13 protein-coding genes and 1 tRNA gene are annotated in these 13672 nt (G+C 59.6%); 4 read left to right on the top strand and 10 right to left on the bottom strand.

All coding sequences use genetic code 11. From position 1 onward, the window contains the following. Positions 1-9: 9 nt before the first annotated feature. The 8 genes from rbsD to gloB form a co-directional block, all read right to left on the bottom strand. Positions 10-402: a D-ribose pyranase gene (rbsD, locus tag AC1RN6_RS02790; protein WP_493002868.1), complete on the bottom strand. Its 393-nt coding sequence runs from the start codon at positions 400-402 to the stop codon at positions 10-12. A gap of 34 nt (positions 403-436) precedes the next feature. After that, positions 437-1363: a ribokinase gene (gene rbsK / locus AC1RN6_RS02785; protein ID WP_493002866.1), complete on the bottom strand. Its 927-nt coding sequence runs from the start codon at positions 1361-1363 to the stop codon at positions 437-439. A gap of 72 nt (positions 1364-1435) precedes the next feature. Then, a complete protein-coding gene (locus tag AC1RN6_RS02780; protein ID WP_493002864.1) occupies positions 1436-2428 on the bottom strand; it encodes a LacI family DNA-binding transcriptional regulator in 993 nt (330 codons plus the stop codon). Between the two features lie 43 nt (positions 2429-2471). Beyond that, positions 2472-3446, bottom strand: coding sequence for an ABC transporter permease (locus AC1RN6_RS02775; protein ID WP_493002862.1), 975 nt, complete (start codon positions 3444-3446; stop codon positions 2472-2474). A gap of 38 nt (positions 3447-3484) precedes the next feature. Further along, on the bottom strand, positions 3485-5053 hold the full coding sequence (locus AC1RN6_RS02770) for a sugar ABC transporter ATP-binding protein (protein WP_493002861.1): 1569 nt from the start codon (positions 5051-5053) through the stop codon (positions 3485-3487). A 120-nt stretch (positions 5054-5173) separates the two neighbouring features. After that, positions 5174-6130: a sugar ABC transporter substrate-binding protein gene (locus AC1RN6_RS02765; protein ID WP_493002860.1), complete on the bottom strand. Its 957-nt coding sequence runs from the start codon at positions 6128-6130 to the stop codon at positions 5174-5176. Positions 6131-6484: 354 nt separating this feature from the next. Then, a complete protein-coding gene (locus AC1RN6_RS02760; RefSeq protein ID WP_493002859.1) occupies positions 6485-8014 on the bottom strand; it encodes a transglycosylase SLT domain-containing protein in 1530 nt (509 codons plus the stop codon). Between the two features lie 325 nt (positions 8015-8339). After that, complete coding sequence (gene gloB, locus AC1RN6_RS02755) at positions 8340-9179, bottom strand: hydroxyacylglutathione hydrolase (RefSeq protein WP_493002858.1); 840 nt, start codon at positions 9177-9179, stop codon at positions 8340-8342. Positions 9180-9200: 21 nt separating this feature from the next. On the opposite strand from gloB, the gene AC1RN6_RS02750 reads away from it, so the two are divergent. From AC1RN6_RS02750 to AC1RN6_RS02735, 4 genes are all read left to right on the top strand, one after another. Continuing rightward, positions 9201-10001 (top strand): class I SAM-dependent methyltransferase, encoded by an 801-nt coding sequence (locus tag AC1RN6_RS02750; protein WP_493002856.1) that lies wholly within the window; start codon positions 9201-9203, stop codon positions 9999-10001. A gap of 133 nt (positions 10002-10134) precedes the next feature. Further along, positions 10135-10569 carry a ribonuclease HI gene (gene rnhA / locus AC1RN6_RS02745; protein WP_493003499.1) on the top strand — a complete coding sequence of 145 codons (435 nt, stop codon included), beginning with the start codon at positions 10135-10137 and terminating at the stop codon, positions 10567-10569. Positions 10570-10588: 19 nt separating this feature from the next. After that, positions 10589-11311, top strand: a complete 723-nt coding sequence (gene dnaQ, locus AC1RN6_RS02740) for a DNA polymerase III subunit epsilon (RefSeq protein WP_493002855.1) — start codon at positions 10589-10591, stop codon at positions 11309-11311. A gap of 113 nt (positions 11312-11424) precedes the next feature. Next, a tRNA-Val gene (locus AC1RN6_RS02735) sits at positions 11425-11499 on the top strand. A gap of 80 nt (positions 11500-11579) precedes the next feature. Here AC1RN6_RS02735 and AC1RN6_RS02730 read toward each other — a convergent pair. Next, complete coding sequence (locus AC1RN6_RS02730) at positions 11580-12998, bottom strand: sensor histidine kinase N-terminal domain-containing protein (RefSeq protein ID WP_493002853.1); 1419 nt, start codon at positions 12996-12998, stop codon at positions 11580-11582. After that, positions 12988-13662 carry a response regulator gene (locus AC1RN6_RS02725; protein ID WP_493002852.1) on the bottom strand — a complete coding sequence of 225 codons (675 nt, stop codon included), beginning with the start codon at positions 13660-13662 and terminating at the stop codon, positions 12988-12990. The genes AC1RN6_RS02730 and AC1RN6_RS02725 overlap by 11 nt, the downstream gene beginning before the upstream one ends. Between the last annotated feature and the right edge of the window lie 10 nt (positions 13663-13672).

The following is a 13672-nucleotide window of genomic DNA, read 5'->3' as shown; positions in this document are numbered from 1 at the left end:
GAAATTGGATCAGAACGTCACGCCCGAGACCAGAATGATATTGGCGTAAGGCGTGAACTCACCGGTGCGAATCACGGCGCGTGCCTGCTGGCTGCGGCGTTTGAAGTCTTCGTGCGGCATGGTTTGCTTGCCGGCCAGGCCGAGCAAGCTGATCTGCTGCGCGAGCTGCGGGCTGCGCCCGGCCAGTTCGTCGGCCAGCACGTGATGTTCCACCTGCATCTCGGCGAGGATGGTTTGCAGGGTATCCATGAATCCAGGCACGCCGCGCGTCAGCGCAAGGTCGATCAGCGGCACGCCGGACGGCACCGGCAGGCCGGCATCACCGATGACGATGCTGTCGCCGTGACCGAGCGAGGCAATCAGTTGTGACAGTGCGATGTTGAGCAGCGGCGTTTTCTTCATGTCAGTCTCCTGCTTCAATTACTCAGTTGGCAACTCAGTTGGCAACTTCCCGGCGCGTCGGAATGGACGTTTGCGCGCCCACCCGTGCGACGCTGATGGCAGCGGCGCGCTGGCCGAGTGCGATGGCATCGGCTTCGCTGCGGCCTTCCGCCAGTGCAGCGACGAAGCCGCCGATGAAGGTGTCGCCTGCAGCGGTGGTATCGACCGCCTTGACGGCTTGCGCATCGAAGTGGGTTGATCCGGCGGCCAGCGCAGCGTAGACGCCTTTTTCGCCCAGCGTCACCAGGACGTTGCTGGAACCGTTGGCGCGCAGTTTTGCGATGATGTCGGCGATCTGTTCGTCACTGTCGTTATCAATATTGATGCCGGCGGCAGGCACGCCGGCCAGCATGGCTGCTTCGATTTCATTAGGCACCAGATAGTCGATCTGTCCAAGCAGTTCTGCCGGCAAAGCCTGCGCAGGCGCCGGATTGAGCACCACAGTCTTGCCCAGTGAGTGCGCCAGCTTGATGGCGTGGATCACGGTCGGCAGTGGCGACTCCAGTTGCAGTACGACGATACGGGCTTGCTCGATCAGTGCACGCGCCGCATCGATATGTGCCGGACTGAGTTCGGCATTCGCGCCGGAAGCCAGCACGATGCTGTTCTGGCCGTTGTCGTCCACCAGAATCGAGGCGATGCCGGACGCGGTGTCTGGAATGATGCTGACATGGCTATCGTCGATGCCATCCGCGCGCAAGGCGGCGCGCAGTTCTGCACCGAAGGCGTCGTCGCCCAGGCACGCCACCATGGCGACCTTGATGCTGTCATCGCTCAGGCGCGCGCAGGCTACGGCCTGATTGGCGCCCTTGCCGCCGGGGATGGTGCGGAACTGGCCGCCGGTGATGGTTTCGCCGGGAAGCGGCATGCGCGGCACGCGCAAAACCAAGTCCATGTTGATGCTGCCGATGATGACGATCATGTTTATCTTAAGGTGAAATTTTTAACGTGAATAAACCAAAACGAATCAAAAACCGAGTCAACAATAATGCGCTCAGGCTCTGACAGTCGAACCCCGAATATGCAGCTGCGGCGTGATAGTTTGTCGCTGTACCGGGCGGCCTGGATCGGCAATGCGGTCAAGCAGGCATTGCGCAGTCAACTGGCCCAGTGTCCGCGTGTTTTGCGATACGCTGGTCAATGGCGGATGCACGAACTGCGCCAGGTCGATATCGTCGAAGCCGACCACCGACAAGGCATCCGGCACATCGATGCCGCGTTCCGCCGCAGCGCGCAGGGCGCCGATGGCCATCAGGTCGTTGCAGCAGAAAATCGCATCCGGCACTTCGCCGGAATCCAGCAACTCGCGTGCAGCGGTATAGCCTCCCGCGCTGGTGAAGTCGGCGTATTTCAGCATGTCGTCCTGCACGGTGACGCCGGCATCCTGCAAAGTCCGGCGCAGGCTGGCGATACGTTCATATGAAATATCCAGACTCTCCGGGCCGCCGATGCAAGCGATGCGGCGGCGTCCCAGCGACAGCAGATGTTCGGCTGCCAGTGCACCGCCGGCGGCGTTGTCGACCGCAACAAGATCGATGGCCATGTCTTTCGGTGCACGGTCCAGCAGTACGGTCGGCACCTTCATCTTGCGCAGCAGTTCACCATCGGTCTGCGCCAGCGTGGCGACGATCAGGCCGTCGCAGCGTTTGGTCAGCAGCACGTTGAGATAGTCGCGCTGCTTGGCCGGATCGTCGTCCGAGTTGCACAGGATGACGCTGTAGCCGGCGGCGTAGCAGCTGTCTTCGATGCCGCGCGCCACTTCCGAGAAATAGGGGTTGGTGTTGTTGGGAATGATCAGGCCGATACTGCCGGTGGCATTACTCTTGAGTGAACGCGCCAGTGCGCTGGGCACGTAAGCCAGCGCTTCGACGGCGGCGAGCACGCGGTCGCGGGCGTCGACGCTGACCGGCCGGGTTTTGTTCAACACATGCGACACCGTGGTGTAAGACACTCCGGCGTGGCGCGCTACGTCTTTGATGGTTGCCATGTTTTGCGATCACTGATGTTGTTAGTGCGTATGTTCGTGCGTATTAATGTGTATTGCGTTCGCCACGGCGACGATAGGTATCCAGCACTACGGCGGCGACAATCACCAGACCGGTGATGATGCGCTTCATCGGTTCCGAAACGCCGATCTGCGCCAGACCGGCTTCCAGCACCGAGATGATCAGCACGCCGATGAAGGTGCTGATGACCGAGCCGCGCCCGCCCATGAGGCTGGTGCCGCCGATGACCACCGCTGCGATCACTTGCAGCTCCATGCCGACGCCGCCGTTGGGGTCGGCCGCTTCCAGGCGCGATACCTGGAACAGCGCGCCGACGCCTGCCAGCAAGCCCATCAGGGCGAACACCAGAATCTTGCTTGGACGCGGATTGATGCCAGCCAGGCGCACCGCTTCTTCATTGGTGCCGATGCCGATCCAGTGGCGGCCCAGCACGGTGCGTGTCAGCACCAGATGGCCGACGATGACGACTACGATCGAAGCGATGAACGCAGGCGACAGGCCGAAGATGATCGGCGAACTGATGCTGTCGACGGCGCTGCCGATGTATTCGGTGCGCGAATTGGTGACCTGATAGGCCATGCCGCGGGCCATTTCCAGTACGCCCAGCGAGACGATGAAGGAGGGAATGCGCCAGCCCACCGAGATCAGACCGGTCAGCATGCCGCACAGGCTGGCGACCAGGATGCCGAGCAACCCGGCGGCAAACAGCGGCCAGCCCCAGCGCACCATCGCCATCGACAGGATCGAAGCCGCCAGCGCCATCACCGAGCCGACCGACAGATCGATGCCGCCGACGATCAGTACGAAGGTCATGCCGACCGCCATCACGACCAATGTCGGGATGTCGTTGGACAAGGTACTGAAGGTTGCCAGCGTGAGGAAGTTTTCGCTGAGGAAGGCGAACAGCACGCACATCGCGAGCAGGGCGATGATCAGGCCGAGATAGTTCTTGACGGCGGACAGGCCGTAGACAGAGAAGGTACGGTTGGGATGGGTCATGATCTTTGTTCGTTTTGATTGTGTGGGTGTCGTCACGCTCAGGCCGCCTGGGGCGCTGCAGCAGCAGGCGAGTTCATGTAGCCGCTGAACGCCGATGCAAGGATCTCTTCCTGGCTCCATTGACCGCGTTCAAAAGTATCGGCCAGCTTGCCCGCGCTCATCACGGCGATGCGGTCGCAGATCAGCATCAGTTCGCGCAGGTCGCTGGAAACGATCAGCAGGCCTTTGCCCTGACGCGACAGATCGGCCAGCAGTTTGTAGATATCAAATTTTGCGCCGATGTCGATGCCGCGCGTCGGTTCGTCGAATAGCATGATCGGGCAGTCGCGATAGAGCCAGCGCGCGATAACGACCTTTTGCTGATTGCCGCCGGAGAGTTCTCCTGCGGCCTGCGAGCCGTCGCGCGAGCGTATGCGCAGGCGTTTGATGTAGTCCTCGGCAACCGCGCTTTCCGTATCGCCGTCGAGCATGCCCATCTTGCTGACGGCGCCGAGTTTGGCCAGCGTGGCGTTGACGGCGATCGATTGCGGCAGCAGCAGGCCCTGGCTCTTGCGGTCTTCGGTGATCATGGCGATGCCGGAAGCGATCGCGTGTTTGGGCGAGCGTATGTCGGCGGCCTGGGTCTGGTCACCGACAAAAACTTCTCCCTGATCGGCGCGGTCGGCGCCGAAAATCAGGCGCAGCAATTCAGTGCGGCCGGAGCCGATCAATCCGGCGATGCCGAGAATTTCTCCGGCGCGCAGATCGAAGGATGCCGGCGCGACGACGTTGCCGCGGCCCAGATTGCGCACGCGCAGCAGCGGCGCGCCGATATCGCGGTGACCGAGGTCGAGTTCAGCTTCCGCAGCGCGGCCGACCATCAGCTGGACCAGCGCATCGCTGCTATAGCCGCCGATGGCGTCGTCGCAGACCAGCTTGCCGTCACGCAGCACTGCGATGCGGTCGGCGACCTGTTTCAATTCTTCCAGACGATGCGAGATGTAGATGATCGCCACGCCTTCCGATTGCAGGCGCGCAATCTGCGCGAACAGCAATTCCACTTCGCGGCTGGTCAGCATCGCAGTCGGCTCGTCCAGCACCAGCAGGCGGCAGCTGCCGATCAGGTTGCGCGCGATCTCCACCATTTGCTGGTGACCTACGCCAAGCTCGCCGACCGGCGTCCATGGATCGATGTCGGTCAGGCCGACGGCGGCCATTTGTGCTTGCGCCAAGGCGGCAAGCTTCGGCCGGTCGATCCAGCCGAAGCGTTGCGGCAGCTGATTGAGGAACAGGTTTTCTGCGATGCTCAGCGTCGGGATCAGGTTCAGTTCTTGCATCACCATGCGGATGCCGAGTTGTTCCGCTTCGGTGCGCGAGCGCGGTTGATAGGGCTGGCCGTCGAGCAGCATGGCGCCGGTAGTGGATTGCACCAGGCCACAGACGATCTTGGACAGCGTGCTCTTGCCGGCGCCATTTTCACCGGTGAGCGCCAGGATCTGGCCGGGACGGATTTCCAGCGAGACGTCGCTGAGCACGGGTTCGACATAAGTCTTGCCGACGCCGGTGAGTGACAGCAATGCGGGACCAAGCGCAGAAGCGGGCGCCGGAGCAGGGGATGGGTTGAACATTCAGCCTCCACCGTGAAGGTGTGGTAATTCGTGCGGTTCGGTGATTCGGTAACTGCGGTCTTGCAGAGAGAACGGAACGCTTCGGCATTCCGCTCTCTTTTGTTGATGCCTATTTGCCGCTTACTTGCTGTCCTTGGTCACCAACTGGACCTTGGTTTCCACGGTGCCGCCCAGACTGTTTTGCGGCTTCTTGTCGGTCAGCGCTTTCAGGACTGTTTCGATACCGAACACGGCTTGCTGCGAAGCGAACTGGTCGGCGGTCGCCAGCACGCGTCCGTCCTTGAGCATCGGCTTGATGGCGTTGATGTTGTCGTAACCGACCACCAGCACCTTGCCAGTCTTGCCCGCAGCCTTGACGGCGGCAACCGCGCCCAGCGCCATGTTGTCGTTGCCGGCCAGGATCGCCTTGATGTCAGGATGCGCATTCAGCATGGAGGCGGCAACCTTGTTGCCCGGATCGATTTCCCATTGGCCGGACTGCACCGAGACGACCTTGGCGCCGGCTGCGCCCATCGCATCCTGGAAGCCCAGGGTACGCTGCTGCGCGTTCACGGTAGTGGAGACGCCTTCGATGATGGCGACCTTGTCGCCGCTCTTGATCTGCTTGGCCAGGAAGTCGCCGACCAGCTTGGCGCCCTTGCGGTTGTCAGGGCCGACAAACGGCACGGTGATGCCCTTTTCCTTCAGGGCGGCGTCGTCGAACTTGTTGTCGATGTTGACCACGATGATGCCGGCGTCGATCGCCTTCTTGATCACCGGCACCAGCGCCTTGGAGTCAGCCGGTGCAATGACCAGGCCGCTGACTTTGGAGACGATCATCTGTTCGACGATCTTGATCTGGTTGGCGGTGTCTTGTTCGTCCTTGATGCCGTTGGCGATCAGGTCGTATTGCGCTGCGTGCGCCTTCTGGTGTTCTTTGGCGCCGTTTTCCATGGTCAGGAAGAACTCGTTGGCCAGCGACTTCATCACCAGCGCAACTTTTGGTTTTGCCGCGGTCTGGGCCATGGCCGGCAATGTCGGCAGCGCGCAGGCGAGGACGGCGGCGGCAATCAGCTTGAGGCGGATACGTGTATTCATCAAAGTCTCCAGATGGTGTTGTAAGCGGCAGGTTTCGTATGGGTCGAATGCCGGTATGAGCAATAACAAGCAAGGCGCAAACGTTTGCGCGACTGAATCATAGCACCGGAATTCGCATAAATGAAGGTCGATAACGAAACGATTTATGCGGCGGCGCGGCAGTTTCTGGCCATTTTGATCAGAATTTTTGCGAGGAAAAGTCTCGACTTAATCTGGCTACGTCAATGACGATGTACGAGATTGATTTGTTTTTGCGCTGCGGCAAAAGTGGGCAGGGAATTGCGGGAGACGGGGGCGTTACTACGAGAGGATGAAGCAAGCAGGCCGGAATCGATCCGGCCTGCAGGAGAGCAATTAACGGCGGCGTGTGCCGCTTTCGGAAGCCAGGGTGATCGGCGCGGCGGAGGCGGTCTTGCGTACCGGCGCGGCGCGAACGTTGTTCTTAGCTACGACAGGCGCCTTGCGGATCGGTTTGGCCGGGGCATGGATAACCTGATGCACGCGGATCGGGCCGGCTGCAGGCGCTTGCTGATAAGGCACTTGCAATTGCAGGCTCTGGCCGTTGGCCAGGACATCGCGATGCAAACCGTTCCATTGCTTGATCTGCATTACGCTCACGCGGTAGCGGCTGGCGATGGAAGCCAGCGTATCGCGCCTGCCGGCCTTCACGTAGATGCGCTTGAAGTCGGGGACATCCGGCGCAACCGCCAGGCGGGCGCTGTCAGCCATTTCAGGTGTGATCTCGGTCTCAATCGAAGCCTCTGTCTTCGGTACCAGAATCGTGGAGCCGGCTTTCAATACCATCTTCGGCGGGATCTGATTGACGCTGCGGATCACGTCGGGTGTGGTGCCGAACTTGCTGGCGATGGTTTCGATGCGTTCACGTGCGCTGGAGACGGTGTGTGCGGTCCACGACGACAAAGCCTGCGTGAACTTGGACATGTTGGCCTTGAACTTCTCGGCATTGCTTTCCGGGAGAAGGATCTTGGTGTCGTCGCCGCCGATGATGACCGGGCGGTTGAATTGCGGGTTCAGCGCCTTGAATTCGTCGAGCGACAATTCCGCCAGCTGGGCGGCAACCTTGACGTCGATGTTGCGGGTCTTGCCGATGGTCACGAAGTAAGGCTGGTTGTCGACCTTCGGCAGATCAATGTTGTAGTCGCCCGGCATGGCGATGATGTTCTTTACGGCTTGCAGCTTCGGCACGTAGTTGCGCGTTTCATTCGGCATCTGCGCCGACAGCGTGTTGAAGTCGATCGGTAGGCCGGCTGCCAGGTTGCGGTTCACGGCGCGCTGCACCGAACCTTCGCCCCAGTTGTACGCAGCCAGCGCCAGTTGCCAGTCGCCGAACATGCCATAGAGCTTTTGCAGGTAAGTCAGTGCCGCATCGGTCGAGGCCAGCACGTCGCGGCGCTCGTCGGTGAACATGTTTTGCTTCAGATTGTAGTCGCGGCCGGTCGACGGAATGAACTGCCACATGCCGGCAGCCTTGGCGGTCGACAGCGCTTGCGGATTGAAAGCGGACTCAATGAACGGCAGCAGCGCCAGTTCGGTCGGCATGCCGCGCTTTTCAAGTTCTTGCACGACGTGGAACAGGTAGCGCGATGCGCGCACGGTGGTGCGCTGAATATAGTCAGGACGCGAGCTGTACCACTGGGTCTGGTTGTCGACTAACGGATTTTCCAGATTCGGAATGCCGAAACCCTTGCGAATGCGCGCCCAGATATCGATGTCTTCCATGCCCGGCAGAGCGGACGAAGGATCGTTGGGATTGATGGCGTTGAAGGGAGCGGGGTAGATCGAGATGTCGTTGGCGTGGACGAGGAGTGGAGTACCTAGAGAGAAAAGCGCGGCTATCGCTAATTTCTTGAATGTTCGCTGCATGGGTACAAGATCCTGTGCCTGAGGCTGAAGAAAGCGTTGTCTGTTCATCGGTCGTTTTAGATTCACTGCACCTCCTGCTAAGAAGTATGTGAGAAATGCCTCTACAAGAGCGCAAGTGGATAACAACTGCGCTCTACCCGGTTCTGTTATTAAAAAACGACAAAACCGTGTGTTTATCTAAAAACGGCTTGCAAGCCGATGGGATTTGGAGATTAACGGAGTGTACGTAAGCCCCTTTTCACTCGTCAAGTAAAAATTGACGAATGTTACAAAGCTTAAGCCTTTGATTCCCTTGGGATTTGTACCGAAAAATCGGGATTTGCCCTTATTTGTAGCTATTCTTCCATTCGCGCAGGGCGGCAAATGTTTCCACCGGGTCAATTTGTGACGCCGCAGCAGGCAAGCGACTGGCTTCCTGCAGGCGCGCCACGACCGCTTTTTCCTTGTACCGGAGGAATGGGTTGGTCTGTATCTCCAGTGCAATAGTCGATGGCACGGTGGGTTCGTGGCGGCTGCGTTTGGCCTGCTCGTTTTCGATGCGCGCGGTCAATGCTTCGTTAGCCGGCTCAATTTCGCGGGCGAAGCGCAGGTTGGACAGGGTATATTCGTGGGCGCAGTAGACTTTGGTGGCGCCCGGCAGTGCCGTGAGTTTCGACAGCGAGGCTACCATTTGCGCCGCAGTGCCTTCAAACAGCCGCCCGCAGCCGCCGGCAAACAAGGTGTCGCCGCAGAACAGCCAGCCCTGGCGCGCGGCGTAGTAGGCGATGTGACCCTTGGTATGGCCGGGTACGTCGATGACCTTCAGGTCCAGCGACAAGTCGGCCAGATGCACCAGATCGTCTTCCCACAACGGTTGCGTAATCGTCGGAATCGCTTCGCCGGCGGGGCCGTAGACAGGAACTTGTGTATGCTGCAACAGTGCAGGCACGCCGCCGACATGGTCAGCGTGATGATGAGTCAGTAGAATAGCGGCCAGCGTCAGACCATGCGCATCGAGCGCGGCAATGATTGGCGCGGCATCTCCGGGGTCGACCACCGCAGCATGGACGCCGTCATGAATCAACCAGAGGTAATTATCGTCAAATGCAGGAACAGTTAACACATTCAATGATGCGTTCGGGATGGCTGACTCAATGATTGAGTTCGTGGCTGGCTGGACTGGCATGGTCGGAAGAGGGCTCGCGTAATGGCTGGGATCGATACGGATCTGGACAAGTCGATTATAGCCCTCGACGCCTGGCTGCATACGCCGATGGGCAATTACGTCCGCGCCTGGGAGCAGAAGCACCTCGACGTGCTGACGGCGGACATCTTCGGCTTCAACGCCGTGCAGATCGGCATGCCGCAGATCAGCGCGCTGCAAGCCAACCGCATGCCGTATCGCTGGCTTACCGACAACTGCCTGCCGACCGAATTATCTATCGGACTGCAGGAAGGACGCGAAATCCCCCTGGTGGTGGCGCATGATTTTTCCGAACTGCCGTTCGCCACGCAAAGTCTTGATCTGGTGGTATTGCCGCATGTGCTGGAATTCAGCGCCGAGCCGCATCAGGTGCTGCGCGAAGTCGAGCGCGTGCTGATTCCCGAAGGCCAGGTCATCATCTGCGGTTTTAATCCCACCAGCCTGTGGGGAGCGCGCCAGGTGGCGGGGCGCCTGACCGGCGCGCATTTCCTGCCGCAGGATGGCGAGTTTATCCGTCTGCCGCGCCTGAAGGACTGGCTCAAGCTGTTGAACATGGAAGTCAATCGTGGTCACTTCGGCTGCTATGCGCCACCTTGTGCCACGCAAAAATGGCTGGACCGTTTCGGCTTCATGGAAAAAGCCGGCGACCGCTGGTGGCCGTATTTCGGGGCGGTCTATATCGTGCAAGCGATCAAGCGCGTCAAAGGCATGCGGCTGATCGGCCCGGCCTGGAGCAAGCAAAAGGTCAACGTGCCGAAAGGCGTGCCGGCTACAAATCGGATCCATCGTATCCATAAAGAATAGAATGCCGCCTTCGCGGACAATCGATGACTTCCGCGCAGCGAACAAAGATTAGGCAACGATCAAGTAACAATCAAGTAACAACCAAGCAACTGAAGAAATGAACATGAGCAAAGAACAGATGGACAACGCGGAGATGGACAAAGTGGAGATCTATGCCGATGGCGCCTGCAAGGGCAATCCCGGCAAAGGCGGCTGGGGCGCTTTGCTGATCGCCGGGGGCCGCGAGAAAGAATTGTGCGGCGGCGAAAACAACACCACCAACAACCGCATGGAACTCAAAGCCGTCATCGAAGCGCTGGGCGCCCTGAATCGTCGCTGCGACGTAACCGTCTACACCGACAGCCAGTACGTGCAAAAAGGCATCAGCGAATGGATCCACGGCTGGAAAGCACGCGGTTGGAAAACCGCCTCGCGCGAGCCGGTCAAAAACGTGGATCTGTGGCAGGCGCTCGACGCCGCTCAGGCGCAGCACAAGATCGAATGGCGCTGGGTCAAGGGGCACGCCGGCCATCCCGGCAATGAACGCGCCGACCAGCTCGCCAATCGCGGCGTAGACTCGATCCGCTGAAGAACGCCAGGAGCACACCATGCGACAAATTATTCTCGATACGGAAACCACCGGCCTGAACCCGCGCACCGGCGACCGCGTCATTGAAATCGGCTGCGTCGAAATGCTGAACCGCCAGCTCACCGGCAACAATCTGCATTTCTACATCAACCCCGAGCGCGATTCCGATGAAGGCGCGCTGGCGGTACACGGATTGACCACCGAGTTCCTCAGCGACAAACCGAAGTTCGCCGAAATCGCCGACGAGTTCCGCGATTATGTGCGGGGTGCGGAGATCATCATCCACAACGCTCCCTTCGACGTCGGCTTCCTCGACGCCGAGTTCAAGCTGCTGGGATTGGCGCCATTCAAGGAACACGTCGACAACATCGTCGATTCGCTGCAGATGGCCAAGGAGCAGCACCCCGGCCGCCGCAACTCGCTGGACGCCTTGTGCGACCGCTACGGCATCTCCAACGCGCACCGTACCCTGCACGGCGGCTTGCTCGATGCGGCCCTGCTGGCAGAAGTCTATCTGGCCATGACGCGCGGCCAGAACAGCCTGACGATGGACCTGGCTGACGGCGGCGACAATGAAGATGGTTCTCCCATGCTGGAACTGGCGCCGCTGGCTGACGTCATCGTGGTCGCCGCCAGCGACGAAGAACTGGGGCTGCATGAAACCGTGCTCAATACGCTGGACAAGGAAGTCAAAGGCACCTGCGTCTGGCGCAAAGTGCCGGAAGAGGCGCCGCCAGCGTAAATTGTTTGAGAATAATTGCACAAAATAACAAGCGGCTTGCCCGGTTCGTCAATTCTGTGTCATAATTCGGGCCGCTTCACACCAAGCCTCTTGGCTGGTCGGGATAGCAAAATGGAAGGTTAGCTCAGGGGTAGAGCACTGCATTCACACTGCAGGGGTCGCAAGTTCGAAACTTGCACTTTCCACCAGAATTCAAAAAAGCCAGCGTTTGCGCTGGCTTTTTTTATTTCCATTCCACGATGATCATTATGATTTTTCGTTGGCGGATTTATGTGCGCTCATTGCCGGTGCCGGCCACTGATGAGGCCGGCAATGTGACGGTTACCGTCAAGCCTTTGCCTTCTGCATTCGTCCCCAGCACAATCGTCCCCTGCGACGCCTGCACAATCTCTTTCACGATCGCCATGCCCAGTCCCGCGCCATGCTGGTCCGGCGTAGCATTGCGATAGAAGCGCTCGAACACGCGCTCGCGTGCTTCGGCAGGGATGCCGGGGCCGTTGTCGGCGACGGTGATCACGACTTCTGATTTCTCTTCTCCGGCGTCTTTCATTGTTACGCCCACTGTCACTTTGCCGTGCTCCGGCGTATAGCGCAGCGCGTTGTCGATCAGATTCATCAACATGCCGGAGAACAGCGCCTGGCTGCCCATGGCCCAGGCTTCGTCGACGTTGGCTTCCATGCCGAGGTCGATGTGCTTGCGCTGGGCCAGACTGACTACCTCTTCCAATATTGTTGCCGTCAATGCCACCAGTTCGATCGGATGGCGCGGGAAGGCGGTGCTGTTGGAGGCTTCCGCTTGTGATAGTTGCAGCAGTTTGTTGGTCAGATCAGTCATGCTGCGGCTGCTGTCTTGCAAGGCTTGCAGCACTTGCGCCAGGCGCTGCGGATCTTCAAGCTGGCGCGCGAACTGAATCTGCGAATCGATGATCGTCAGCGGCGTACGCAACTGATGCGCGGCGTCGGCGATGAAGCGCTTCTGCACCGCGACTTGGGTATTGAGGCGCTGAATGTATTGGTTGATGGCTTCGACGATGGGGCGCAATTCCATCTGCAATTCACCGGCGCGCAAGGGCGTGAGCGAGTTCGGCTCGCGCGTGGCGAGTTCATCCTTGACGCGCAGGATAGGGCGCAGTTCCATGGTCAGGCCGACCACTACCAGTGCAATCGCCAGCAATAGCATGATGATTTGCCGGTGCAGGGCAGGGCGCCATAGTTCATCGAGCAATTGTTCGTGGCCGCGCATGGTCTGGCCCACCGACACCGCGACCATGCGCAGTGTGCCGTTGTCGTACAGTGCGCGCACGTAGCTGACCACGCGCAACGGCTGGTTGTTGAAATAGGTCGTGGCGTAAGCCGGCGCGATCAGCGAAAAGTCGACATCAACCGGAAAGTCGGGGCGACCGGCCAGCAAGGTCTCGTCGTCCATCAGTACCTGATAGTAGACCTCGTCGTGACTCGGCGAAGCGAACATTTCCAATGCCGCCGGCGGAATGTTGACGACCGGCGCGCCGTCTTCCCACGTGACTTGTCCGGCCATCATGCGGGCTGAGGCAACTAATGCACGGTCCTGGATCAGATCGGCGCTGGTGACCGCGCTGTCATAGGTGTAGCTGGTGCTGATGCCAACATAAACTGTGAGAGGGATCAGCAGCCACAACAGCAGCCGCAGGCGCAGGCTAACGATCATCTTTTTGTTTAAGCAGGTAGCCGAGGCCGCGCAGGGTCATGATGGCAGCTTGCGAAGCGTCCAGTTTTTTTCGCAGGCGGGAGATGTAGATTTCAATGGCGTCGGCGCTGGGTTCTTCCGAGAGATTGAAGATGCCGCTGACCAGCGCGTTTTTGGAGACCGTTTTACCTTGCTTGAGCATGAGGATTTCGAGCACGTCATGTTCGCGCGCCGGCAGCGCCAGTGTCTTGCCTGCAATGGCGAACTGGCGCGTGTTGCTGTCGTAGCTGAGATCGCCGCAATGAATTTCGGCCGCCTTGTCGGGCGTCTGGCGGCGGATCAGGACCTTGATACGGGCGACCAGCTCGCGTACTTCAAAGGGTTTGACCAGGTAGTCGTCAGCGCCGGCGCCGAGGCATTCAACCTTCTCATCGATGGAGCCGCTGGCCGTGAGGATCATCACCGGCACCGAATTGTGCCGCTCGCGCAGGCGGCGCAAGACATTCTTCCCACTCATTTTTGGCAGCATCAGATCGAGCAGCACAACGTCGTAATTCTCGGTGTGCAGGACGTGGTCGGCCATTTCGCCGTCGCTGGCGACGTCGACACTGAATTTGTTCTCTTTGAGGATCTGCGTGAGCCAATGCGCCAAGGGCGGGTTGTCTTCAATCAGCAGCAATTTCATGCAAAAGACC

The organism is Herbaspirillum sp. GW822-FHT03A08, assembly GCF_058801885.1.
This window is presented reverse-complemented; position numbering and strand designations above follow the sequence as displayed.